At 51.3% G+C, this 24679-nt stretch carries 16 protein-coding genes and 3 rRNA genes; 10 read left to right on the top strand and 9 right to left on the bottom strand.

Features of this window, described 5'->3' with window-relative positions; all coding sequences use genetic code 11:
- Positions 1–200 precede the first annotated feature (200 nt).
- From uraA to P157_RS0107040, 4 genes are all read left to right on the top strand, one after another.
- Positions 201–1469, top strand: a complete 1269-nt coding sequence (gene uraA / locus P157_RS0107055) for a uracil permease (protein WP_026760369.1) — start codon at positions 201–203, stop codon at positions 1467–1469.
- Positions 1466–2341 carry an RluA family pseudouridine synthase gene (locus P157_RS0107050; RefSeq protein ID WP_026760368.1) on the top strand — a complete coding sequence of 292 codons (876 nt, stop codon included), beginning with the start codon at positions 1466–1468 and terminating at the stop codon, positions 2339–2341. Before uraA ends, P157_RS0107050 begins: the two co-directional genes overlap by 4 nt.
- 134 nt (positions 2342–2475) lie before the next feature.
- Positions 2476–3471: a class II fructose-1,6-bisphosphate aldolase gene (fba, locus tag P157_RS0107045; RefSeq protein WP_026760367.1), complete on the top strand. Its 996-nt coding sequence runs from the start codon at positions 2476–2478 to the stop codon at positions 3469–3471.
- A gap of 200 nt (positions 3472–3671) precedes the next feature.
- Positions 3672–4274: a phosphoribosylanthranilate isomerase gene (locus P157_RS0107040; RefSeq protein WP_026760366.1), complete on the top strand. Its 603-nt coding sequence runs from the start codon at positions 3672–3674 to the stop codon at positions 4272–4274.
- A 67-nt stretch (positions 4275–4341) separates the two neighbouring features.
- On the opposite strand, the gene rrf is transcribed toward P157_RS0107040, so the two are convergent.
- The 4 genes from rrf to P157_RS0107020 all read right to left on the bottom strand — a co-directional run bounded on the left by rrf (position 4342) and on the right by P157_RS0107020 (position 10007).
- A 5S ribosomal RNA gene (gene rrf, locus P157_RS0107035) occupies positions 4342–4458 on the bottom strand.
- Positions 4459–4603: 145 nt separating this feature from the next.
- Positions 4604–7521, bottom strand: a 23S ribosomal RNA gene (locus tag P157_RS0107030).
- Between the two features lie 292 nt (positions 7522–7813).
- Positions 7814–9482 (bottom strand): 16S ribosomal RNA (locus P157_RS14065).
- The 16S, 23S and 5S rRNA genes sit together here, the layout of an rRNA operon.
- Before the next feature lie 294 nt (positions 9483–9776).
- The gene (locus P157_RS0107020) at positions 9777–10007 is read right to left on the bottom strand and encodes a hypothetical protein (RefSeq protein ID WP_026760365.1); all 231 of its coding nucleotides are present in this window, start codon (positions 10005–10007) and stop codon (positions 9777–9779) included.
- Between the two features lie 166 nt (positions 10008–10173).
- Between P157_RS0107020 and P157_RS0107015 the strand changes: the two genes are divergently transcribed.
- The 5 genes from P157_RS0107015 (at position 10174) to P157_RS0106995 (ending at position 17195) form a co-directional block, all read left to right on the top strand.
- On the top strand, positions 10174–11541 hold the full coding sequence (locus P157_RS0107015; protein ID WP_026760364.1) for a cytochrome ubiquinol oxidase subunit I: 1368 nt from the start codon (positions 10174–10176) through the stop codon (positions 11539–11541).
- Positions 11541–12551 carry a cytochrome d ubiquinol oxidase subunit II gene (gene cydB, locus P157_RS0107010; protein WP_026760363.1) on the top strand — a complete coding sequence of 337 codons (1011 nt, stop codon included), beginning with the start codon at positions 11541–11543 and terminating at the stop codon, positions 12549–12551. The genes P157_RS0107015 and cydB overlap by 1 nt, the downstream gene beginning before the upstream one ends.
- Positions 12552–12582: 31 nt before the next feature.
- On the top strand, positions 12583–14232 hold the full coding sequence (gene cydD, locus P157_RS14060; RefSeq protein ID WP_051598533.1) for a thiol reductant ABC exporter subunit CydD: 1650 nt from the start codon (positions 12583–12585) through the stop codon (positions 14230–14232).
- Positions 14226–15788 (top strand): amino acid ABC transporter ATP-binding/permease protein, encoded by a 1563-nt coding sequence (locus P157_RS0107000; protein ID WP_026760362.1) that lies wholly within the window; start codon positions 14226–14228, stop codon positions 15786–15788. The genes cydD and P157_RS0107000 overlap by 7 nt, the downstream gene beginning before the upstream one ends.
- A gap of 87 nt (positions 15789–15875) precedes the next feature.
- Positions 15876–17195: a hemolysin family protein gene (locus P157_RS0106995; protein WP_026760361.1), complete on the top strand. Its 1320-nt coding sequence runs from the start codon at positions 15876–15878 to the stop codon at positions 17193–17195.
- Positions 17196–17382: 187 nt separating this feature from the next.
- Here the strand turns inward: P157_RS0106995 and P157_RS0106990 are convergent, their stop codons facing one another.
- From P157_RS0106990 to groES, 4 genes are all read right to left on the bottom strand, one after another.
- Positions 17383–18141, bottom strand: coding sequence for a class I SAM-dependent methyltransferase (locus P157_RS0106990; protein ID WP_230578455.1), 759 nt, complete (start codon positions 18139–18141; stop codon positions 17383–17385).
- A gap of 116 nt (positions 18142–18257) precedes the next feature.
- A complete protein-coding gene (locus P157_RS0106985; RefSeq protein WP_026760359.1) occupies positions 18258–19412 on the bottom strand; it encodes a D-alanyl-D-alanine carboxypeptidase family protein in 1155 nt (384 codons plus the stop codon).
- A 128-nt stretch (positions 19413–19540) separates the two neighbouring features.
- Entirely contained in the window at positions 19541–21169 is a 1629-nt protein-coding gene (gene groL / locus P157_RS0106980) for a chaperonin GroEL (RefSeq protein WP_026760358.1), read from the bottom strand.
- Between the two features lie 28 nt (positions 21170–21197).
- On the bottom strand, positions 21198–21479 hold the full coding sequence (gene groES / locus P157_RS0106975) for a co-chaperone GroES (RefSeq protein ID WP_026760357.1): 282 nt from the start codon (positions 21477–21479) through the stop codon (positions 21198–21200).
- Between the two features lie 231 nt (positions 21480–21710).
- On the opposite strand from groES, the gene P157_RS0106970 reads away from it, so the two are divergent.
- On the top strand, positions 21711–22961 hold the full coding sequence (locus P157_RS0106970; RefSeq protein ID WP_026760356.1) for a VanW family protein: 1251 nt from the start codon (positions 21711–21713) through the stop codon (positions 22959–22961).
- Positions 22962–23102: 141 nt separating this feature from the next.
- On the opposite strand, the gene P157_RS0106965 is transcribed toward P157_RS0106970, so the two are convergent.
- Complete coding sequence (locus P157_RS0106965) at positions 23103–24521, bottom strand: GntP family permease (protein ID WP_026760355.1); 1419 nt, start codon at positions 24519–24521, stop codon at positions 23103–23105.
- Between the last annotated feature and the right edge of the window lie 158 nt (positions 24522–24679).

Genomic DNA, 24679 nt, shown 5'->3' with positions numbered 1-24679 from the left:
TTATGTAATATTGTTCATTTGTAAAAAACACATTCTGCTAACCATGTTACAAATCACCTTTTTATTTTCTTTTTTCGCCACAAAAATGATAAATTTTTCGTTTTTTCAGTTGTAAACAACCTTTTATTGGACATAAGTCCCTTTTGTGCTATATTATTAGAGATTTATTTTTGACTCGTATTTTTAAGGAGTGTATCATTTTGCAAAACCGTACCATCGGTGTCAGTGAGCGCCTGCCACTGCTCGAAACCCTGCCCCTGTCCCTGCAGCATCTTTTCGCCATGTTCGGCTCTACGGTGCTGGTGCCCATTCTCTTCCATGTGAATCCGGCTACCGTCCTGCTGTTCAACGGCATCGGCACACTGCTGTACCTGACGCTGTGCAAGGGAAAAATCCCTGCTTACTTAGGTTCCAGCTTTGCCTTCCTTTCCCCGGTATTCCTGGTACTTGGCCAGTACAACTATGAAGCTGCTCTGGGCGGCTTCATCATGGTAGGTCTGGTATTCTGTCTGGTGGGTATCATCATTCGCATGGTAGGCACCCATTGGATTGATGTTCTGTTCCCGCCTGCTTCCATGGGCGCCATCGTAGCCGTTATCGGTCTGGAACTCATGCCCACCGCCGCTGATATGGCCGGTATTACGGGCAAAGGTGACAGCACCACGATTTTCGTATCGCTGGCTACTCTGGCAATTACGGTATTCGCGTCCGTCGCCTGCCGTGGTTTTTTGGCCATTATCCCCATTCTGCTGGGTGTTGTAGGCGGTTATATCATCGCTGCAGCCTGTGGCATGGTGGATTTGGCCAGTGTGGAATCTGCGCCCTGGTTTGCCCTGCCCACCTTCTATACGCCGGAATTTAATCTGGATGCCATTCTGATTATCCTGCCGGCAGCGCTCGTGGTTATCGCCGAACACGTTGGCCATCTGATTGTCACGGGCAACATCGTCGGCGCTGACCTTGCCAAAGATCCGGGACTTGACCGGTCCATCCTCGGCAATGGTATTTCCACCATCATCTCCGGCTTCTTTGGCTCTACACCTAACACTACTTACGGTGAAAACATCGGCGTTCTGGCTATTACGAAAGTGTTCTCCACCTGGGTTATCGGCGGTGCGGCTGTCTTTGCCATCATCCTTTCCTGCCTGGGCAAGCTCGCCGCTCTTATCCAGAGTATTCCCGTTCCGGTCATGGGCGGCGTTTCCCTGCTGCTCTTCGGCGTTATCGCCGCTTCCGGTATCCGGGTACTGGCAGAAAGCACTATCGACTACAACAATCCCTTGAATCTGATGCTGACGGCTATCGTGCTGGGCCTGGGTGTTTCCACCGCCAGCATCACCGTGGGCACCATCACCCTCAAGGGCATGTCCCTCGCCACGGTGGTTGCCATCATCCTCTCTTTGTCCTTCCAGCTTATCGGCAAACTGCATCAGCCTGTGGCTGACGATAATCCCGCTGAGGAAAAATGACACGTATTGAAGTAAAGCTTGACACCCTGACCCCTATGCCGGTCAGGGCGTTTTTGAAAGCTCACCAAGGCATATCCAATACCATTTGGAAACGCATCAAAAACTCCGGCACATTTGCCATTAACGGTACTATCTGCAATGCCACACAAGCCAATGTCAAAAACGGCGATATCATTACTTATGATATTCTGCGTCCCACAGATATTACCCCTGAGGATTTGCCGCTGGATATCCGCTATGAAGATGAATGGCTGCTCATCATCAATAAACCTGCCGGTCAGCTGGTGCATCCTACCACCAAGGAAAGCTCCGGTACTGTGGGCAATGCGCTGATGCATTATTTTGCTGCCAAAGGGGAAGCCCATGCCTTCCATCCTGTTCATCGGCTCGACAGGGATACCAGTGGCCTCCTGCTGGTGGCCAAGGAGCCGCAGATTCAATATCAGCTTTCCCCCAAGGGATGCAAGAATTTCCAGCGGGAATATCAGGCCATTATCCAAGGAGAACTCACACCTGCCGCAGGACTTGTTGACGCACCTATCGCCCGGGCTCTGCCCAGCATTATCCTGCGAAAAGTTTCTCCTGATGGGCAAAGTGCCCGCACCCATTATCGCACCGTCAAAACAAACGGCCAGCTTTCGCTGATAGAATTACAGTTAGAAACTGGCCGTACACATCAGATACGGGTTCATATGGCGCATTTGGACCATCCTCTGTTAGGGGATGATTTGTACGGCGGCAATATGGATTTCATCCAGCGGCAGGCGCTTCATGCCTTCCGTCTGAGTTTCAAACATCCCATGACAGGAGAAAAACTCATCATCACAGCCCCGCCGCCTGCGGATTTTCTTCGTATTACAGCGGATTTCTAAATGATACGAGCCGATTATTATTGTTTGAAAAATTTTTCACTTGAGCTATACACGAGAAGTATTTTCTATGATATAATAAACGAGGTTCAATATAAAAAATCATTTGAACAAGATTCATTAGGGGGTAATGAAAAATGCCATTAGTTGGAACTAAAGAAATGTTCAAGAAAGCTTACGAAGGCGGCTACGCTATCGGTGCTTTCAACGTCAACAACATGGAAATCGTACAGGGTATCACGGAAGCAGCTGCTGAGCTGAACTCCCCGGTTATCCTGCAGGCATCTGCTGGTGCTCGCAAATATGCAAAGGGCCCGTATCTCCGTCACCTCGTTGAGGCTGCTCTGGAAGTTAACGACATTCCCGTTGCTCTGCACCTCGACCATGGCGCAGATTTCGAAACCTGCAAAGCTTGCATCGATGACGGTTTCACTTCCGTAATGTTCGACGGTTCTCACTATGATTTCAAAGAGAACATCAAACGTACGCAGGAAGTTGTTGCTTACGCTCATGAACATGGCGTTTGCGTAGAAGCTGAGCTGGGTAAACTGGCTGGTATCGAAGATGATGTTAAGGTTGCTGCTCACGAAGCAGCTTACACGCAGCCGGAAGAAGTAGAAGAATTCGTCAAAGAAACTGGCGTAGATTCTCTGGCTATCGCTATCGGTACTTCCCATGGTGCATTCAAGTTCAAGCCGGAACAGTGCACGCGCAACGCTGAAGGCGTTCTCGTACCGCCCGAACTGCGTTTCGACATTCTCGCTGAAATCGAGAAGAAGATTCCTGAGTTCCCGATCGTTCTCCATGGTGCTTCTTCCGTTATTCCGAAGTACGTTAAAATCATCAATGCTAACGGCGGCAAACTCGATGATGCTGTTGGTATTCCTGAAGACCAGCTCCGCAAAGCTGCTAAATCCGCAGTTTGCAAAATCAACATCGACTCTGACCTGCGTCTGGCTCTTACGGCTGGTATCCGTGAGCACTTCATGGCTCATCCGGAACACTTTGACCCGCGTCAGTATGTTGCTGATGGCCGTTCCTACATCAAGGAACTCGTTGAACACAAGATCAAAGACGTTCTTGGTTCCGATGGCCGCGCTGCTGAAATCCTGGAGCTCATCAACGCAAAATAATTGCTTAAACGGCATAAAAGAAGAGGTTCGTAATGAACCTCTTTTTTATATGCTCCATGTTAACAAATATACACTCCTTCTTCGTCTTTTTCCAGCAGTTGTCTTGACATTGTGGACATAAGATTGTAATATATGAATTATCAAGTGTAATTATAACATTATTTCATGCTTAAAAAGTATTTTTACAGAGGAGTGTATACATGAGAGCCAAAATATGTGGAATAAAAGACTTGTTTACCGCCAAGATAGCTGAAGAGGCTGGCGCTGATTTTATCGGCTTTGTCTTCTATAAAAAGAGTCACCGCTACATTTCTCCGGAAAAGGCGGCTGTCATCAGCAAACAGATTAAGACTGCCAGAACCGTGGGCGTTTTTGTCAACGAAGATTTGGAAACGGTAAATGAGATTGCAGCCAAGGTTGGGCTGGATTATGTACAGCTTCATGGCCAGGAAAGCGCAGAATACGCGCAGCAGGTCATCTGCCCCGTGATTAAGGCCTATACCTATGATGAACACTTCTCTGTCTCTAAGGCCAACGAATTCCCCTCAGAGATGATTCTGCTGGACGCTGGCACTCCTGCTCTGCCCGGAGGCACTGGCAAGAGCTTCAACTGGAAGAAAGCCGCTCAGGATATCCTGCAGCTGCATAAATCTGTACTGGTCGCTGGCGGCATCAACCGGGAAAATGTCAAGCAGGTGAACAAGCTCCTCCACCCCTACGCCGTCGATGTTTCGAGCAGTCTGGAGGAGAATAACGAGAAATCCATCGAAAAGATACAGGCCTTCCTGCGCAGGATAAAATAAGCAAACAGACACAAAAAATCGCTTCTCAATCGAGAAGCGATTTTTCATTCAATACCCGAAGGGCATAAACTGGCAACGCCCTATCCTCCCAGTCCGTCTCCAGACAAGTACTTTCGGCGTATGAGTGCTTAACTACTGTGTTCGGTATGGGAACAGGTGGAACCACTCAGCTATCGTCACCAGATATTCAGTTGAATGTATTATCTACACTCAAAACTATACAGAAGAAAAGCAGCGAAGCGCGGCTTTAGCCGCCCTGAGTCGCTTTGCCGTTTTGCGAAGCAAAACAGCTTCATTAAAATGTACTCTTGAACACTCTAGGCTCGTAGTAAGTTAAGCCCTCGATTTATTAGTATTGGTCCGCTGCATGCCTTACGGCACTTCCACTCCCAACCTATCTACCTTGTCTTCTTCAAGGAATCTTACTGGATTACTCCATGAGATACTTCATCTCGGGACAGGCTTCACGCTTAGATGCTTTCAGCGTTTATCCCTTCCGGACGCAGCTACCCAGCTATGCTTCTGGCGAAACAACTGGTACACCGGCGGTCCGTCCACTCCGGTCCTCTCGTACTAGGAGCAGCTTCCCTCATGTATCTTACGCCCGCGATGGATATGGACCGAACTGTCTCACGACGTTCTGAACCCAGCTCACGTACCACTTTAATGGGCGAACAGCCCAACCCTTGGGACCTGCTTCAGCCCCAGGATGTGATGAGCCGACATCGAGGTGCCAAACCTCCCCGTCGATATGGACTCTTGGGAGAGATTAGCCTGTTATCCCCAGGGTAGCTTTTATCCGTTGAGCGATGGCAATTCCACTCTCATTCCACCGGATCACTAAGCCCTACTTTCGTACCTGCTCGACGTGTCTGTCTCGCAGTCAAGCTCCCTTCTGCCTTTATACTCTTCGCGCGATTTCTGTCCGCGCTGAGGGAACCTTTGGACGCCTCCGTTACTCTTTCGGAGGCGACCGCCCCAGTCAAACTGTCCGCCTGCCACTGTCCCCGAGTTCGTTACTCTCAGGGTTAGATTCCTAACACGCAAAGGCTGGTATCCCAACATTGACTCCCCATCATCTGGCGACAATGGTTCTCCGTCTCCCAGCTATCCTGTACGTTACATGCCAAAAATCAATGACAGGCTGCAGTAAAGCTCCATGGGGTCTTTCTGTCCAGTCGCGGGTAACCTGCATCTTCACAGGTATTTCAATTTCACCGGGTCCCTCGTTGAGACAGTGCCCAAGTCGTTACACCTTTCGTGCGGGTCGGAACTTACCCGACAAGGAATTTCGCTACCTTAGGACCGTTATAGTTACGGCCGCCGTTTACTGGGGCTTCAATTCCGAGCTTCACCTTGCGGCTGACCCGTCCTCTTAACCTTCCAGCACCGGGCAGGTGTCAGCACCTATACGTCAGATTTCTCTTTAGCAGGCACCTGTGTTTGTGGTAAACAGTCGCTTGGGCTTCTCTTCTGTCGCCGGCTCCAGCTCCAAGAGTTAATCTCTTCACTAGCTCCGGCCATCCTTCTCCCGAAGTTACGGATGCATTTTGCCGAGTTCCTTAACGAGGGTTTTCCCGCGCACCTTAGGATTCTCTCCCCGCCTACCTGTGTCGGTTTTGGTACGGGTACATGTCGTCTCGTTAGAAGCTTTTCTTGGCAGTGTAGTACGTCTGAATTTGACTTGTTCCGAAGAACGCGTCTATCTATCGGTTCTCAGCCTTACAGAACGGGGATTTGCCTCCGTTCCAGCCTACCGCCTTCGACTGGCATTTCCAATCGCCAGCTCAGACTCCTTGCTGCGTCACTCCATCCTCAAACAACTTCATGCAGTACAGGAATTTTCGCCTGTTGTCCATCGCCTACGCTTGCTGCCTCGGCTTAGGTCCCGACTTACCCTGGGACGACGAGCGTTGCCCAGGATCCCTTAGGCTTTCGGTGGGCCAGATTCTCACTGGCCGTTTCGCTACTCATACCGGCATTCTCACTTCCATACGCTCCAGCTGTCCTTCCGGTCAACCTTCAACGCCTATGGAACGCTCCCCTACCCATGCTTGCGCATGCCGCGACTTCGGTTCTGTACTTGAGCCCCGGATATTTTCGGCGCAGGGCCTCTCGACCAGTGAGCTATTACGCACTCTTTAAATGGTGGCTGCTTCTGAGCCAACATCCTGGTTGTTTAGGAAGTCCTACATCCTTTTCCACTTAGTACAGCATTGGGGACCTTAGTCGGCGGTCTGGGCTGTTTCCCTCTTGAATACGGGTCTTATCACTCGCATTCTGACTCCCAGGTTCTTCTCATAAAGCCATTCGCAGTTTGACTGGAGTTGGTATCCATTACAGACCCGCGTCCGATCAGTGCTCTACCGTCTTTATGTGTCGCCTGAGGCTAGCCCTAAAGCTATTTCGGGGAGAACCAGCTATCTCCACGTTCGATTGGCATTTCACCCCTATGCACAGCTCATCCCAAAGTTTTTCAACACTCACGGGTTCGGTCCTCCACTCATTTTTACCTGAGCTTCAACCTGGCCATGCATAGATCACTGTGGTTTCGGGTCTAATCCATGTAACTTTCGCCCTATTAAGACTCGCTTTCGCTTCGGCTCCGTGTATTCCACTTAACCTCGCTACATAAATTAACTCGCCGGTTCATTCTTCAATAGGCACGCCGTCGCTCGTATAAAGAGCTTCGACTGCTTGTAGACATACGGTTTCAGGTTCTATTTCACTCCCCTCCCGGGGTTCTTTTCACCTTTCCCTCACGGTACTATGCGCTATCGGTCGTTTCGTAGTATTTTGCCTTGGATGGTGGTCCACCCTGCTTCCCACAAGGTTTCACGTGTCTCGTGGTACTCTGGATACCGGCCCGCTTGTTTTCCTTTCGCTTACGGGGGTTTCACCTTCTGTGCCGCTCCTTCCCAGAAGCTTCAGCTAGGAACTTTCCGCTTGATGCCGGTCCTCAACCCCGGTCGTCCGAAGACGTCCGGTTTGGGCTCTTCCCTGTTCGCTCGCCGCTACTGAGGGAATCTCTTTTGATTACTTTTCCTCCGGTTACTTAGATGTTTCAGTTCACCGGGTGTGCCTCCTAGAAACTAGGTGATACGACATGACTCGTACCGGGTTGCCCCATTCGGATATTCATGGCTCACAGCCTACTTGCGGCTCCCCATGACTTTTCGCAGCTTATCGCGTCCTTCATCGGCTCGAAACGCCTAGGCATCCACCATATGCCCTTTGTAGCTTAACTTTCGTTTTGCCATAAAGTATCATATTGTTCTATAACGCATTGTTCATACTTTGCTGAAAGCAAAATATTCATCTTTACGTTACAACGAGGTTCATCCTCGTTATGATGTCTATGCTTTTGAATCCTAAAATGTTCGTTCAACCTCTGTTTACACTGTCGTGTAGACCTTTGGTTAAAATTGATACATTTTAATTTCTTCTGTGTAGTTTTCAGTGTACATATGAGAGATTATTCTCTCAAAACTAGACAATGCAATAGCCAAATGCTCCGACCTAAGATATTAAATCCTTAGAAAGGAGGTGATCCAGCCGCACCTTCCGATACGGCTACCTTGTTACGACTTCACCCCAGTCATCGCCCCCACCTTAGACGGCTATATCCTTGCGGTTTACCCACCGGCTTCGGGTGTGAATGACTTCCGTGGTGTGACGGGCGGTGTGTACAAGGCCCGGGAACGTATTCACCGCTGTATGCTGACCAGCGATTACTAGCGATTCCGACTTCATGCAGGCGGGTTGCAGCCTGCAATCCGAACTGGGAGATGGTTTATGGGGTTCGCTTGCCCTCGCGGGGTCGCTGCTCTCTGTCCATCCCATTGTAGTACGTGTGTAGCCCAGGACATAAGGGGCATGATGACTTGACGTCATCCCCGCCTTCCTCCGCGTTGTCCGCGGCAGTCTCATTTGAGTTCCCACCTCGACGTGCTGGCAACAAATGATAGGGGTTGCGCTCGTTGCGGGACTTAACCCAACATCTCACGACACGAGCTGACGACAGCCATGCACCACCTGTTTTCGTGTCTCCGAAGAGAGGGACTAATCTCTTAGCCTTTCACTCAATGTCAAGCCCTGGTAAGGTTCTTCGCGTTGCGTCGAATTAAACCACATACTCCACCGCTTGTGCGGGCCCCCGTCAATTCCTTTGAGTTTCAGTCTTGCGACCGTACTCCCCAGGCGGAATGCTTATTGCGTTAACTCCGGCACAGAAGGGGTCGATACCTCCTACACCTAGCATTCATCGTTTACGGCGTGGACTACCAGGGTATCTAATCCTGTTCGCTCCCCACGCTTTCGAGCCTCAGCGTCAGTTACAGTCCAGAAAGCCGCCTTCGCCACTGGTGTTCCTCCTAATATCTACGCATTTCACCGCTACACTAGGAATTCCGCTTTCCTCTCCTGCACTCAAGAAAGACAGTTTCAATCCCATCACGGGGTTGAGCCCCGCACTTTTAAGACTGACTTGCCTTCCCGCCTGCGCTCCCTTTACGCCCAATAATTCCGGACAACGCTCGCCACCTACGTATTACCGCGGCTGCTGGCACGTAGTTAGCCGTGGCTTCCTCGACGGGTACCGTCATTGCGAAAAACTATTCGCATTTCGCACATTCGTCCCCGTCAACAGAGCTTTACGAGCCGAAACCCTTCTTCACTCACGCGGCGTTGCTCCGTCAGGCTTTCGCCCATTGCGGAAGATTCCCCACTGCTGCCTCCCGTAGGAGTCTGGACCGTGTCTCAGTTCCAATGTGGCCGTTCATCCTCTCAGACCGGCTACTGATCGTCGCCTTGGTAGGCCGTTACCCCACCAACTAGCTAATCAGACGCAGACCCATCGCAAAGCGATAGCTTACAAGTAGAGGCCATCTTTAATCAGTCTCTCATGCGAAAAACTGACAACATTCGGTATTAGCAGTCCTTTCGGACTGTTGTCCCCATCTTTGCGGCAGGTTGTCTACGCGTTACTCACCCGTTTGCCACTCGCATCTTTTCAGCACTCAATGCTCGATTCCTACTCAACCGTCCAGTTAAGTTAAGCACTAATAAAAAGTGTGGTGACGACTTCGTCGTCACCACGCTCGAAGTTAATGCCTCAAGCATTCAGTGCTGAAAATCTGCTCGTTCGACTTGCATGTGTTAAGCACGCCGCCAGCGTTCGTCCTGAGCCAGGATCAAACTCTCCATAAAATTTATGAAGAACTTAATCAAGCTCTCAATTATCTATTAAAGAAATTGCCGATTGCTATGTTGTTCATACCAATCGATGTTTTAATAAGAAGTTTTCACTTCTCAAACATCTGGCTTTAATCATGTTGCATGATTATTTGCATTGTTTAGTTTTCAAAGAACAATCATCTTGGAGAGGCTGTGCCCTCGCGACTCGTATTATATTACACGCTTTATTATCCCCTGTCAACACTTTTTTGCAAAAAAAACAAAAAAAGTTCCCGCAAGCTGCTTTAAGCGGCTTGCGGGAAGGAATTAATCCACACTGATACCGGCTCGTTCGTAGTATTCGGCCAAGACCTCATCCGTCTTTTTCCCGGTTCTTTCACCGATTTCGTCGGCCATGAGTTCACAGGCATAGCTGAGGTTGGCAAAGAGGTTAATAAGGCTCTGATACTTGTTGACCTCCGCATAGCTGCTTTCCATCATTTTCATCTGCTCTAACTGCTGCAGCGCTTCCCGCACGGGACGTTTTACATCATCCATAAGTTTGTCCTCCCTATCATAATCATCCTTTTTGCTTATATTCTTGATTTCCCGCGGAATACCTGCCGCTTAGCAGAACTTTTTTCTCCATAAAAAGGGAATAAGGCCATACATAACGAATACACCCACTATATAGAAATTATCATATGAGTTAGGAGGGATTTGTATGGATGCCTTGCTGTTGTCGCGATGGCAGTTTGCCATTACGACCATCTACCACTTCCTATTTGTGCCGCTGACCTTGGGGCTCACCATCTGGGTTGCTCTATTGGAGACGTGCTACGTGCGCACCCAGCGGCCGCATTGGAAAGAACCCTGCCGCCAGCTGGTGAAATTTTTCGGCACCTTGTTCCTGATTAATTTCAGTCTGGGCGTAGTCACCGGTATCGTACAGGAGTTTCATTTTGGCATGAACTGGTCGGAATATTCCCGCTTTATGGGCGACATCTTTGGTGCGCCTCTGGCGTTGGAAGCACTGACGGCTTTTTTCCTGGAGTCCACCTTCCTGGGCATTTGGATGTTCGGCTGGGATAAGCTGTCACCGAAAGTTCATTGCCTCTGCGCCTGGCTGATTGCCATTGGCAGCAATTTATCTGCCTTTTGGATTCTCGTGGCCAATTCCTTTATGCAGCATCCGGTCGGCTATGTGGTACAAAACGGCCGCGCTGAGATGAACGATTTTCTCGCCCTGATTACCAATCCCTATGTGGTCGGCGAATATTCCCATGCCCTGTTCTCTGGCATTTCCACCGCAGGCTTACTGGTACTGGCCGTAGCCGCTTGGAAGTATGTCCATGACAAAGCCTCTCAGGATGTCTTTCGCCATGTGCTGAAAGCCGGGGCCATCTATCTGGCTGTCGGGGTACTGGGCGTTATGGGCAGCGGTCATATGCATACGCAATATTTGGCCGAAGCCAATCCCATGAAGCTGGCCTCCATGGAAGCTCTTTGGGAAAATGAAAATCCGGCCCCCTTTGCTGTGGCAGCAGTTGTCAATCAGTACGAGAGTAAAAACGACTGTGAAATCAAGATTCCGGCGCTCTTTTCCTTCATGCTCTACAATAAACCGGAAGGCGAACTCAAAGGCATCAACACCATCAATGCCGAAATGGCCGCCAAATACGGCAACGGTGACTATCGCCCGGATGTCTTTGGCATGTTCTGGAGCTTCCGCATCATGGTCGGCTGTGGCGGTGCTATGCTGCTGATTGCTTTTGCCGTCGGCGCGCTGACGCACCTGAACCGGCTGGAACAATATCCCTGGCTGCTAAAATATCTGCCGCTGACTCTGCCACTGCCTTTCCTGGCTAATACTGCCGGCTGGTTTGTGACCGAAGGCGGCCGGCAGCCCTGGCTCGTTGTCGGCCTGCAAAAAACTTCAGAAGGCCTTTCCCAAAACATCACCGGTCTGGAAGTCTTCCTGACCATGGCAGGCTTCACACTGCTTTATCTGGTTCTCATTGTTGCCGCGCTTTACGTGGCAGTGCGTTTTATCAAAAAAACTTCCATTCCTGTTGAAGGGAGGGACGCATGATGGATTATCAGGTTATTTGGTTTATCCTAATCACCGTACTCTTTACGGGCTTCTTCTTTTTGGAAGGCTTTGACTACGGCGTAGGTATGCTGGCCCCCTTTGTAAGCAAGCGCGAGGAAGACCGCACGCTCATCCTGCGCACCATCGGCCCTGTATGGGATGGCAATGAAGTCTGGATGATTACAGCCGGTGGCGCACTCTTTGCCGCCTTCCCGCATGTATACGCCACCATGTTCAGCACCTTTTATCTGGCGCTCTTCCTGATGCTCGTGGCCCTGATTCTCCGCGGCGTCGCCTTTGAACTGCGCACGAAGGAAAAATGCCCCTGCTGGCAAAAGACCTGGGATGCCGCCATCTTTATCGGCAGTATCGTACCGGCCTTCCTCTGGGGTGTGGCAGTAACGGATTTAGCGGCAGGCCTGCCCATTGGTTCGAATATGATTTATCAGGGCAATTTCTTTGATTTGCTGAGTCTTTACTCCATCTTAGGCGGTCTGGTCTTTGTGCTGGTCTTTGCCTATCATGGCGCCTCCTTCCTGCAGCTGCGCCTCACCGACAAAGGCCTGCTCTACAAGATTCAGGGCCTGGGTAAATGCGCCGGGGGCTCGGCCGTTATGGCCTATGTGCTCTATCTGCTGCTGACCATGGAAAACACCGACCTGTTGGCCCGTCCCTGCGCTTTGGGACTTTTCCTCGCCACAGCGGTATTCTTCCTCGCGAGCCTTTGCCGCTTTGCCAAAAAGCCGGGCAAGAGCAGCTTTATCCTCAGCGCACTGGCCATTGCCAGCGTGACCGTTGGCTTCTTTGCCGGGATGTTCCCCCGTCTCATGGTGTCGAGCCTCAATCCGGACTGGAGCCTCACCATCACCAACGCTTCATCCACGGAGTACACCTTATCCATCATGACCGTGGCCGCCTTCGTGCTAGTGCCCATCGTCCTCGTCTATCAGATTTGGACTTACTACATCTTCCGCAAACGGCTCTGTGCCGATGACCCTGCTCACCACTAAACAACGTGAAGCATGATACAGAAAGGCCATTATGATTCCACCACGCTTTAAACTCTACTTCCAGACATACAAAAAGACGCTGCTGTTGCTTGTCCTGGCCCAGCTGGCCTGCGTTGGCCTTTATGCTGCCGCCATGAAAGTTCTGGCCTCTATAACCGATTCTGTCTTTCTGAAACAAAACACATTAAAGGAAGCAGCACCAGTTTTGCTGGTGCTGCTTTTGCTGTTCTTTTTACGGGAAATCATCCTTTATCTGCAAAAGGGCCGGCTGCGTAAAACCTCCCTGCATTGCCGCCAGCAGCTGCGGCAAAAACTGCACCGCCACACCCTTGCCCAGCCCCAGGCACCTGAGGACAGTCCCAAACTTCTGACCTTGGCCTGCGAAAGTATCAATACCCTCGATGATGACTGGCAAATTCTTCTGCCCACGCTTATGGCGCTCGTGGTGGATGTTCCCTTCCTGCTGATGGTCTTTGCCTGCAGCGATTTTCTGACCGCTATCATCAGCCTAGTCACCCTGCCCATTGCTCCATTCCTGCTCTATTTGCTTAGCAGCCTGACCAAAAAGCGCAGTGACGAGGCCTGGCAGAGACTTGCCGAACTCACTTACGGCTTTCACGAACTCATCTGCACCCTGCCCCTGCTGAAAATCTTCCGGCAAGCAGACGCGCAGCGCAAAACAGCCAGCCAGCTGATTCAGGATTTTTCCACTGCGACCATGCATGTGCTGGAGCTGGCCTTTCTGGCCAGTTTTGTACTGGAACTTATCACCACGCTGGCCATTGCCCTGATTGCGGTAACCATCGGTCTGCGCATGTTAAACGCTGAACTGACCTTTGCCACAGGCTTTTTCCTGTTGCTTCTGCTGCCGGAATTCTATCGTCCCCTGCGCCAAAGCGGCACCGCCTTTCACACCGCCATGAACACCAACACCGCTGCTGAAAAAATCCGGCAGGCTCTGGCTGATACGGATGCCAAAAATCTTCATGAACGCCATGCCTCACTGCCCGTCCCGCCCGCCATCACCATCCAACAGCTCTCCTTTACCTATCCCCACCGCCATACGCCTGTACTTGAAAATCTCAGTCTTCAAGTGCCTGCGCGGCAAATCACCGTACTCACCGGCAGCAGCGGCTGCGGCAAGACCACCCTGCTCACCCTGCTGGCAGGCATCTATGCCCCTTCCGCAGGAGAAATCTATCTGGAAGACCAGCTTCTTCACACCATGCATCCAAGCAGCCGCGAAAAACTTATCGGCTATCTGCCGCAAGCGCCCCATCTCTATCAGGGAACGCTCAGAGAAAATCTCCTGCTCTTTCAGCAGGCTCCTGACGAACGCTGTGTCCAGGCCCTGCGTCTGGCACAGCTGGAAGATTTTTTCCATAGCCTGTCGCAAGGATTGGACACATTTCTGGGCGATGGCGGCCAAAAACTTTCGCAGGGACAGCTAAAACGGCTGGGACTTGCCCGGCTGATTCTCCAAAACAATCCGGTAATGCTGCTCGACGAGCCGACCTCCGGACTGGATGAAACTGCAGAGCAGGCCATCATCCACACCCTGTCCATATTGGCAAAGGGCCGCACCATGCTCATCAGCAGCCATCATCCGGCCGTACTGGAACTAGCCGATAAAACAATCCATCTCTCCGAACATTCCGCAAAGGAGGCAGGCACATGCTAAGGAAAATCTTTTCTCTTCTCCATCCCGGCGAAATCTGCCTGCTGCTCAGTCTGAGTCTCTTTGCCTTGCTCGCCAATCTCGGCCTCTTAGGCTCTGCCGCCTGGCTGATTAGCTCCGCCTCACTCCTGCCGCCCCTTTATGCGCTGACCTTGGGCATCACCGCTGTCCGGGCGCTGGGCATTGGCCGTGCTTTGCTCCGTTATGGCGAGCGTTACTTCACCCACAAAACAGCCTTTGCTGTTCTGGGCAGCCTGCGGCTGCGTCTCTACGATGTGATAAATGCACAGGCAAACATCCCGCAAGCTGGCCACACGCAGGGAACCATCCTCAACGACCTGCTGACAAAAGCGGATATCCTGCGGGACTTTCTGCTGCGGGGGCTGATTTCTCCCGTGGCCATCTGTCTTGCGACATTGCTCACCACGGCGCTGCTCATGCCCCTGCTCTCCTATTATGTCCTTGTACTGCCTGTACTCTGCCTTTGCCACTGCCTTTCTCTTTGGCTGTCTCCATCAAATGCAGAACACAGCAGCCATTACCGCAGCCAGCTATTGGATTTCGCGCAGGGCAGCCATGAAATGCAAATGGCTGGCAGTTTGGATATTGCCGCCCGCAAACTCGACCATTCTGCCACCCGCTGGCAGAAGCAGCTGCTAAGCGATAACCGCCAAAGCGACAGAATCGACCTGCTGCTCAGCCTGTTGCGCTTTACAAGCTTTGTCTTTCTCTTTACCCTGCTGATTGCAAAGGTAAATCAAAATCTTTTAAGCGGCAACACCATGTCACTCTGGGTGTTGGTCCTGCTGGCCCTCTTTAATGAGTTATCAGCACTTCCCTCCGCCCTGCGGCAGTTTCGTCAGGCTCAGGCCGCCGCAGACTGGCTGCAAGAAAAACCTTTAACCGCAGAAAGAACCTTAACTGCAGCATCAACGGCTGCTGACCTGCTGACCGTTTCAGCGCTGACCTTTAGCTATCCACAAAGCCTGCCAATTTTCTCCGGCCTGACTTTTTCCGTGGCCCCCGGCTGTCATACCGCCATCATCGGTGACAGCGGCAGCGGCAAGACCACCTTGGCTTATCTGCTGGCCGGACTCTGGCAGCCCACGGCGGGAAGTATTCACTATGCGGACAGTTCTCTGCCGCCAGTCTGTGCCATTCCACAGGGCAGCTTTCTCTTCTCCGGCTCCATCCGGGAAAACTTCCTGCGGCTGCATCCCGGCATCCATGAAGATGATATGCATAAGGCTTTGCAGTGTGCGCAATTAAACACCGTCATAAGCCAGCTTCCCCAAGGCATCGACACCCCATTAGGGGAAAATGCCTGCTTCCTGTCCGGCGGCGAGCGCAACCGCTTAGCAAGCGCCTTGATTCTGGCCAGCTCCGCCCCCATCCTGCTCTTTGACGAGCCTACCGCCGGACTTGACAAGTCAACGGCCGACCAGTTGCTGACCGCCATAATTGACAAGTCAAATTTGACAAGTCAAACCGTCCTCCTCATCACCCATGACCTGCCCCAGCTGCACCGTTTCGAGCAGGTCATCCGCCTTGGCCCATAAGCTTTGACCCAAACTAAATATTGGTTTTTCCCCCTGCCTATGGTAAAATACAACTAACTATATTATCTTTAAGGATGTGACTTTTCGTTGGATAGTTCTGACACAGGTTTATTGTTGATATTGTTATGTATTCTGCTGGTGACGTTGGGCTTCTTTTCCCTGATGGAAACCGCTATTGCCGAAAGCCACCGCAGTAAATTGGAAAAAATGCAGGAAGACGGCAATCCGGATGCAGGCAAAGTGCTGGAAATGCTCGAACAGGATGACCGCATGCTTTCCCTGTCCCAGATTGGCATTACCATGAGCAGCATCTTAATCGGTGTCTGCACGGGTGTGCTGCTCGCCCCCATGGCAGCAAAGTTTCTGCCGGTTCCACATGCGCAAACATTGTCTTTGCTTGTCTGTGTGCTCGTCATTACCTGTCTGGCCCTGCTGCTCGGTGAGTTTCTGCCCAAAAAGACCGCCATGCAAAAGCCCGAAGCTATGCTGCTGAAATATCACGGCATTATGCGGCTGCTGGCTCGAATTACCCGACCCTTTGTATCTTTGCTCTCTGGCACAGCCAATATGATTCTCCTCATCTTTGGCATCAATCCTCATGCCGCCGATACGGTGACGGAAGATGAGGTCAAAGACCTGATTGAGCAGGGTACGGAAGACGGCACCTTTGAAAAGACCGAACAAGCCATGGTGGACAAGATTTTCCATCTTAGCGACCAGACGGCCTATGCCCTGATGACCCCACGCACCCAGATGCTCTGGTTGGATTTATCCGATTCCCTCTGGGAAAATATGCGGCTCATTCGGGAAACCCCGCAGGATATTTTCCCGGTAGGGCGTGACAGCCTCGACGATTTCTGCGGCGTACTCTATGCCAAGGATTTGCTCAATGCTACCCTTGCCCATGAGGTGCTGGATTTATCCCAGTACATCCGCAAGCCGCTCTTTATCCCCCGTTCCATGGAAACCTTCCGCGTGCTGAAGCAGTTCCGCACTACAGGCATTCATGAAGCCATGGTGCTCGACGAATATGGCGGTGTCATAGGGTTCCTGACCATGGACGATATTCTGCAGGAAATTGCCGGGGAATCCTTTGCCGCCCACGAGGAAGAAGCAGCGCAGCTGACTGTCCGTGACGAAAACAGCTGGCTGGTGGACGGGCTCTATGACATCGATGATTTCAAGGCGAAATTTTCCATCGAGGAACTTCCCGATGAAGACCATGACCACTACCAGACCATGGGCGGCTTTTTGACCTCCTACTTTGGCTATATTCCCAAGGCAGGTGAGCGCATCGACTGGCAGGACTTCACCTTTGAAGTTGTGGATATGGATGGGGCACGCATTGATAAGATTATGATTACACAAAAAACCGCCGAAGAAACTGCTGCGGCGGCAAGTGAATAACTTTTTCTTATGGTTTAAATTTACATCTTGGTACTAAGACGCCCGGTGGCTGGTAATACCTTTCCTTCGCGCAAGCTTGTCAAATGCTACGGAAAGGTATTACCAGCCACCGGGCTTTTTGCGTACCTTTTATTATCTTTACGTGCTTTATGCTGCTTTTGTTGTTTGGCTGATTTCTTATTCGCGCTTATTTGCTGGCTATAATGGCAAATAGCGGGAGGGTGTCAAACTGCATATTTTTGTCAGTGCGGACTTGGGGAGCGATTTCTTCTTCTACCGTTACCTGCATGCCCAAATCGCGCAGAAACCGGGCATCCCACTCTGGACGGCGATGGGTGCTGATGCGCAGTTCGTCTTTTATATCATTGCATTCCGTAACCAGCTCCTGCCGAATGTTGGCGTGAACATCGGCCTGGTCTTCCTTGCGGGAGAAGGTCACAAGGCCATAGTCGGAATCGAAATTCAGGAGTCTGCCGCCTTTTTTCAATACCCGCTGCCACTCGCGATAGGCCTGCATGACATCCGGCAAGGTCCAGGTGAGATTGCGGCTGATTACTACATCGAAGGTTTCAGCGGCAAAATCGAGTTCCTGTGCATTCATCTTGTGAAATTCTGCGGAACAGCCAGCGGCCAAAACATTCTGCTTAGCCTGATGGAGCATATCTGCTGACATGTCAATACCAGTCACCTGATGGCCCATCCGCGAAAGGAGCACCGCAAAAAAACCCGCTCCGGTGCCGATATCCAATATCTTCAAAGGCTTATCGGCAGCCAATTTCCCTGCCAAATATGCCTGCCAGGCAGCGGCACAGGGACCGCTTAATTCCTTCTGCCGCAGCTTACTGAAATCCTCACTGCGCTCATCCCAATAAGTTTCAATCAGGGACTCTAACTGCTGTTCCCTGTCCCTGCGGGATAACTGCCGCTGTGCGTTATTCATCATCATCCAACTCCCATCCCATTTCCATTCTCTGCTTAATATTTTACCTGTTTTCTGCCAAAAAAATAAGCCCCCCAGGGGGTTATAAAATCCCTTGGGGGCTCAAAAATTTATTCACTTTATCATACCAGATTGATGGCCCAGCTAAAGGTTTGCACCAGCCAGGAACCGATGCTAAAACCGCTGTTTACCTGTTCTGACAGCATGGGCACCTGCTCTACGGCCACGCCGTTATAGCGCACCACGATATTGCCTACAGGCGTCCCTGCCTTCAAGGGGGCAGATACCACCTTGGGCACATCATAGGCCAGAGAATACTTGCTCTTATCCTCGCCGTTAATCAGCGGGTACGCAATATCCTTGGCGGGATAAACATGCGTGGAAGCTTCCTGTCCATTGGTAACCCAAACCCGATGGCGGGTGCGTTCCTTGGATAACGCCTTGGACATCTTCACATGGGAAAAACCATAATCCAGCAGTTTTTCCGCATCCTTAAACCGGTCATCGGGGGTCGGCGTCTTCATCAGCACCACGATAAGCTCCACACCATTACGCTGTGCTCCGGTGGCTAAGCAGCCGCCAGCGGCATTGGTCCAGCCGGTCTTAATCCCCGTCATACCCTCGTATTTGCCCAGCAGTTTATTGGTATTATGTGCGCGGAAGGTCTTATTTCCCGGCGAAGTCCAGTAGATTGTCCGCTGCTCCTGCTTGACGATATCCCGAAACGCCTGATTCTGCATGGCATAGCGGGCCAACTTGGCCATATCCCGGGCCGTGGAGTAATGTCCCTCTGCCGTCAATCCGTTTGGATTGACAAAATGGCTGTCCTTCATGCCCAATTCCTCGGCCTTGCCGTTCATAATATTGGCAAAGGAGGATACACTGCCTGCCATGGATTCTGCCAAAGCCACAGCCGCACCATTATCCGATTCGAGCAGCATGCCATTCAGCAGCTCATCCGTGCGGATGGTTTCTCCGGGCAGCACGCCTAAAGGTGACGATTCCGTGTAAGCTGCCGCAGGCGACATGACAATCTGGGAACGCAGATTCATCTGCTCTAGCGCCAAAATTCCCGTCATCATCTTGGTCATGCTGGCCGGGTACATGCGCGCATCGGCGTTTTTCTCCCAAATTACCCGGCCTGTGGAAGCCTCCACGATAATGGCCGATTGGGCAGTAATCTCCGGCTCGCCGCCTTCTCCGGCCGCTACCGGCAGCTGTACCGACAGCATGCAGGCAACCAGCAGCAAAGTTGCAATCTTATGCCAGAATTTCAAAGTACCTATCTCCCTTAATCTATAGCAAAAATAAAAAACTAATAAGGCTCTCCCAAAGGAAAGCCTTATTAGTATAGCACGTTATGGCCTTTTATGCATGAATTTTTTTCATGTTTATTATGATGTAATTACATCATGCCCGGCATGCCCATGCCCGGAGCGCCGCCAGCCGGCATAGCCGGTTTTTCTTCCGGCTTGTCAGCAACCAGCGTTTCCGTGGTCAGAACCATAGAAGCGATGGAAGCAGCGTTCTGCAGAGCGGAGCGCGTAACCTTAGCCGGGTCAACGATACCAGCTTTGATCATGTCAACGTATTCGTTCTTGAGGGCGTTGAAGCCGATGCCGTCGCCAGCCTTCTTCACTGCTTCAACGACTACAGACCCTTCGAGACCAGCGTTGTCCGCAATCTGACGAACCGGTTCTTCGATAGCACGGCGAACGATGTTTACGCCAACCTTTTCGTCGCCTTCCACGTTGATTTTGTCGAGTGCCGGCAGAATGTCGATGAAGGTCGTGCCGCCACCAGCTACGATACCTTCTTCAACAGCAGCGCGGGTTGCGTTGAGGGCATCTTCGATGCGGTATTTCTTGTCCTTCATTTCGACTTCGGTAGCAGCACCGATTTCGATAACAGCAACGCCGCCAGCCAGTTTAGCCAGACGTTCCTGCAGTTTTTCCTTGTCGAAGTCAGAAGTCGTTTCAGCAATCTGCTTCTTGATCTGAGCTACGCGAGCTGCGATAGCGTCCTTATCGCCTACACCATCAACGATCGTGGTTTCTTCCTTCGTGGAACGAATCTGACGAGCGCGGCCGAGGTCGTCAAGCGTTACGCTGTCGAGTTTGCGGCCCAGTTCTTCGCTGATCACCGTACCACCCGTGAGGATAGCGATATCTTCGAGCATAGCCTTGCGGCGGTCGCCGAAGCCAGGAGCCTTCACAGCCAGAGCCTTGAAGGTGCCGCGGAGCTTGTTGACCACGATGGTCGTCAGAGCTTCGCCGTCAACGTCTTCAGCGATAACAGCCAGCTGCTTGCCCTGTTTTACAACCTGTTCGAGAATCGGCAGGATATCAGCGATAGCGGAAATCTTGCGGTCCGTAATCAGGATGTACGGGTCATCGAGAACAGCTTCCATCTTGTCCGTATCCGTTACGAGGTACGGGGAGATGTAGCCACGGTCAAACTGCATACCTTCCACAACGGAGAGGTTCGTAGCCATGGACTTGGATTCTTCAACGGTGATAACGCCGTCCTTACCAACTTTTTCCATAGCTTCAGCGATGAGTTCGCCCGTTTCTTCGTTAGCGGAAGAAATCGTAGCAACCTGAGCGATATCAGCTTTGCTTTCAATCGTCTTGGCCTTGGACTGGATTTCGTCAACCAGAGCAGCTACAGCCTTGTCGATACCCTTTTTGATGATCATCGGGTTTGCGCCAGCAACAACGTTGCGCATACCTTCACGAATCATAGCCTGTGCGAGGAGCGTTGCCGTCGTCGTACCATCACCAGCGATATCGTTGGTCTTGGTAGCAACTTCTTTAACGAGCTGAGCGCCCATGTTTTCGAACGGATCTTCGAGTTCGATGTCGCGGGCAATCGTTACACCATCGTTGGTGATGGTCGGAGCGCCGAATTTCTTTTCGAGCACTACGTTACGGCCTTTCGGGCCAAGGGTTACTTTTACGGCGTTAGCCAGTGCATCAACACCGCGGCCCAGAGCGCGGCGAGCTTCTTCGTCAAACAGAATCTGTTTAGCCATTTATATTACCTCCAGAAAATACGCTTAATTAGAGAATTGCCAGAATATCGCTTTCGCGGACAATCAGGTATTCCTTATCGTCAACTTTAACTTCGGAACCGGAGTACTTGGAGAAAACAACCGTGTCGCCAGCTTTTACTTCCATAGCAGCGCGCTCACCGTTTTCCAGAAGCTTGCCCGTACCTACAGCTACAACCGTGCCCTTCTGGGGCTTTTCTTTAGCCGTATCCGGCAGTACAATCCCGCTGGCGGTCTTTACATCGCCTTCAGCAACTTCGATGACAACTCTTTCGCCCAATGGCTTAATCATAGGTATCTTCCTCCTATATTATGAAATACGTCGTTAGTTTGTTAGCACTCATTACCTCTGAGTGCTAAGCACAGTTCTTATAGTACCTTTTTTTAGTCAAAATGTCAAGTTGTTATGCTAAAAAAGTCAAAAAAACAAAGTTTATTTCCCACAGCTGTTCGTTGCGCTTAATGCGCAAAAAAAGTATAATGAAAGGGTGATTGAAAATCTCTTAGGGAGTGTCTTATTTTTATGAATCTTTCCAACACGGCCCTGGGCAAAATCGTTGCCCTCACTTTTTTCGGTACAATCCTGACCGTCCTGATTGCCGGCGGCATTTCTGTAACGGTCACCAATCAGAATAAAATCATCATGGGCGTGCAGGCCCATGGCACCACCATTGCGGGCATGAGCAAAAGCGAAGCCCATAAATACTTCGCGAGCCTTGCCGCCAGCAAATTGCAGCGCAAAGCAGCCGTACTCACGTATAAGGAACGAAACTTCCAGATTGACCCGGCGGACATCAACCTGCATGGCAACGTGGATGAAGCCGTGGAAGCCGCCTACAGCATCGGCCGCAAGGGAACGGCTGTCGAAAATCTCATCAGCCAGATGTGGTGTGCCATCTTCGGCGCTACCGTCACCATGGATGCCAGCTTTGATGAGCAGCTGCTCCAAAACAAGCTGCTGCAAATAAAATCCGCCATTGATACCCCGCCGGTAAACGGCACCGTCACCCTGCAGGCAAATGGCAGCATTCAAAAAACAGCAGCCGTTACTGGGCTGACACTAGATATCGCACCTCTGGCCGAGGAAATGACGCCGGATTTCAAATCCCTCAATCTCACGGTGCGCAAGGAACTTGTCCCTGCCGAGCAGCCCCCCTTTGTCCAGAATAGTGATTTGGCAGCCATCGATGGTGTCTTAGGCTCCTATACCACCAGCTTTTATCCCGGTGACCGCGGCGATAACATTGGCCTGGCCGCCAGCCATCTGCAGGGCGCATTAATCCGCAGCGGTTCCACGCTTTCCTTTAACGCGATTGTAGGTCCCCGCACCTATGACGCAGGCTACAAAAACGCTGGCGTTATCGTCTACGGCCAGCACGCTATTGATGTGGGCGGTGGTGTCTGCCAGGTAAGCTCCACACTTTATAACGCGATTTTGCTGGCAGGACTTACGCCTGTGGAACGCACAGGTCACTTTGCTTCTTCTGCCTATGTTCCAGCAGGACGGGATGCCACCGTGGCAGACGGTCTCATCGACTTCGTCTTCCGCAATCCACTGCCCCATCCTGTTTACCTCACCATCGCCAACAGCGGTAATGCTCTGACCATTTACGTTCTGGGCACCAAAGCTGACTTAGGTGGCAAGAGCATTGCTCTGGTCACCGAGGGCAGCACCATGCGCCCGTCCCTCTACCGCCTCTGGCTCCAAAACGGTGAAGTGGTAGACCGGGAATACCTCCACACGGATGCTTACGAGCCGTTAAAGCATACTTAACCATTCAGGTTCATTTATCACATAACACTAAAGGCCGGTGTAACTATTTCTGTAACGTTTGACGCGAAGCGTCTCAGTGAAAGAAATAGTTGCACCGGCCTTTTACGAGCTTTGCTTAATGTTTAGATGTCAACCAACAGCTTAGCAGATTCCCGTCAGCATATAGAAGATAATGCACAGGAACGGAACCAAGAACTTCATGCCCATAATCATAGCAATGTCAAAGTAAGATTCCTTATGGGACAGACCGCAGATGGCCAGCAGAGTTACCAGCGCGCCGCAATGCGGAACCGGGTCGATACCTACGGAAGCTACCGCCACGATACGATGGAGGACCTCCAAGGGAATCCCTGCGGCGATGGCCATGGATGCCCACTGGTCACCCAAAGCCGAGAGGGCAATGGTCAAACCACCGGAAGCAGAACCGGTAATGCCGCACATGATATTCGTGGTAATAACCGCCGACAGCAGTGGGCCAAAGGATGCGGCAATACCCACCAGCCATTCCGTCACAGGCGCAAAACCTGGCATAGCAGTAATAACGCAGCCGAAGGCATAACCGGAAGCGACATTGAGTGCAGCAGAGCCGGAGGACAGGGCCGCATAGTTGACGGTTGGCAGGAAACCATCGGTGACTTTCAACCGTTTACGGCCGATATAGGCAGCGGCAATACTGCTAAGAATCAACGCCACGCTAATGGACCAGATAGCCGAAACCTTACCCACATGAGAAGCCAAGAGCGTCAGTTTCAAGGGCACAAAGGCGGCCAGACTTTCTTCATTCCAATGGAAGCCCCATTCCCAACCAAAGGGATTGGAGAGAATCACATTGATGACGATAACCATAAGCAGCGGCACCATAGCCCAATACCAGGGAATATTAATTTTCGGATTACGCTTCTTGCGGCCATCACCAGCGTGGTCACCATAACCTTCGCCCCGCGCCTGCAGCAGCTTTGCCCGGCGGCCAATCCAGCCCCAGCCAATCAGCAGGAACAACAGGGAAGCAAACAGGCCGATGCCCGGTGCCGCCCAGGTACTTGTCTGAAAATATGAGGACGGAATAATATTCTGAATTTGCGGTGTGCCGGGCAACGATACCATAGCAAAGGAGAAGATACCGACCCAAAGCGCCGCCGGCAGCAACCGCTTGGGAATGTCCGCTTTCTTAAACACCACCGCACCAAAGGGATACATAACAAAGGCCACCACGAATACGGAGAGCCCGCCATAAGTCAAAGCCCCACAGCCCATCAATACCGCCAGAATTGCCCGCTTTTCCCCAAGCACATCCACAATCTTGCCGGCGATGGCCGAAGCCAGTCCCCCTTTTTCCATCAGCTTAGCGAACACTGCCCCGAAAAGGAATACGGGATAATATGTCTTCACATACTCCGCTAATCTGGTCATATACAGCTCGCTGTACACCGGCAGTATATCAAACATACTGGCCAGCGCCGCCAGTCCCGCGAAAAACGGTGCAATCAGAATAATTGACCAGCCGCGGTAAGCAAAATACATAAGTCCTAAAAGTGCTAATCCAATACAAAGTGCTTCCATGGTGTCCAAAGACTCCCCTCAAATTATTATCCACTATCCCCGATAGTCATGGGAACACGTCCCCTATGTAAATGGAAAAAAATAAGCTCCGATAAAGCTATCGGAGCTGCTGCAAGAACGCAGACAATCCATAGAACTGAATGAAATGTATGAGCATT

The organism is Selenomonas ruminantium AC2024 (genome assembly GCF_000687995.1).
GTDB lineage: Bacteria > Bacillota > Negativicutes > Selenomonadales > Selenomonadaceae > Selenomonas_A > Selenomonas_A ruminantium_B.
The sequence above is the reverse complement of the archived record's forward strand: the minus strand, read 5'-3'. Positions and strand labels throughout refer to the sequence as shown.

Coding starts and splice junctions, on each gene's coding strand:
- P157_RS0107050 (WP_026760368.1), top strand. CDS start 1,466: ATGACACGTATTGAAGTAAAGCTTGACACCCTGACCCCTATGCCGGTC.
- fba (WP_026760367.1), top strand. CDS start 2,476: ATGCCATTAGTTGGAACTAAAGAAATGTTCAAGAAAGCTTACGAAGGC.
- P157_RS0107040 (WP_026760366.1), top strand. CDS start 3,672: ATGAGAGCCAAAATATGTGGAATAAAAGACTTGTTTACCGCCAAGATA.
- P157_RS0107020 (WP_026760365.1), bottom strand. CDS start 10,007: ATGGATGATGTAAAACGTCCCGTGCGGGAAGCGCTGCAGCAGTTAGAG.
- P157_RS0107015 (WP_026760364.1), top strand. CDS start 10,174: ATGGATGCCTTGCTGTTGTCGCGATGGCAGTTTGCCATTACGACCATC.
- cydB (WP_026760363.1), top strand. CDS start 11,541: ATGGATTATCAGGTTATTTGGTTTATCCTAATCACCGTACTCTTTACG.
- cydD (WP_051598533.1), top strand. CDS start 12,583: ATGATTCCACCACGCTTTAAACTCTACTTCCAGACATACAAAAAGACG.
- P157_RS0107000 (WP_026760362.1), top strand. CDS start 14,226: ATGCTAAGGAAAATCTTTTCTCTTCTCCATCCCGGCGAAATCTGCCTG.
- P157_RS0106990 (WP_230578455.1), bottom strand. CDS start 18,141: ATGATGATGAATAACGCACAGCGGCAGTTATCCCGCAGGGACAGGGAA.
- groL (WP_026760358.1), bottom strand. CDS start 21,169: ATGGCTAAACAGATTCTGTTTGACGAAGAAGCTCGCCGCGCTCTGGGC.
- groES (WP_026760357.1), bottom strand. CDS start 21,479: ATGATTAAGCCATTGGGCGAAAGAGTTGTCATCGAAGTTGCTGAAGGC.
- P157_RS0106970 (WP_026760356.1), top strand. CDS start 21,711: ATGAATCTTTCCAACACGGCCCTGGGCAAAATCGTTGCCCTCACTTTT.
- P157_RS0106965 (WP_026760355.1), bottom strand. CDS start 24,521: ATGGAAGCACTTTGTATTGGATTAGCACTTTTAGGACTTATGTATTTT.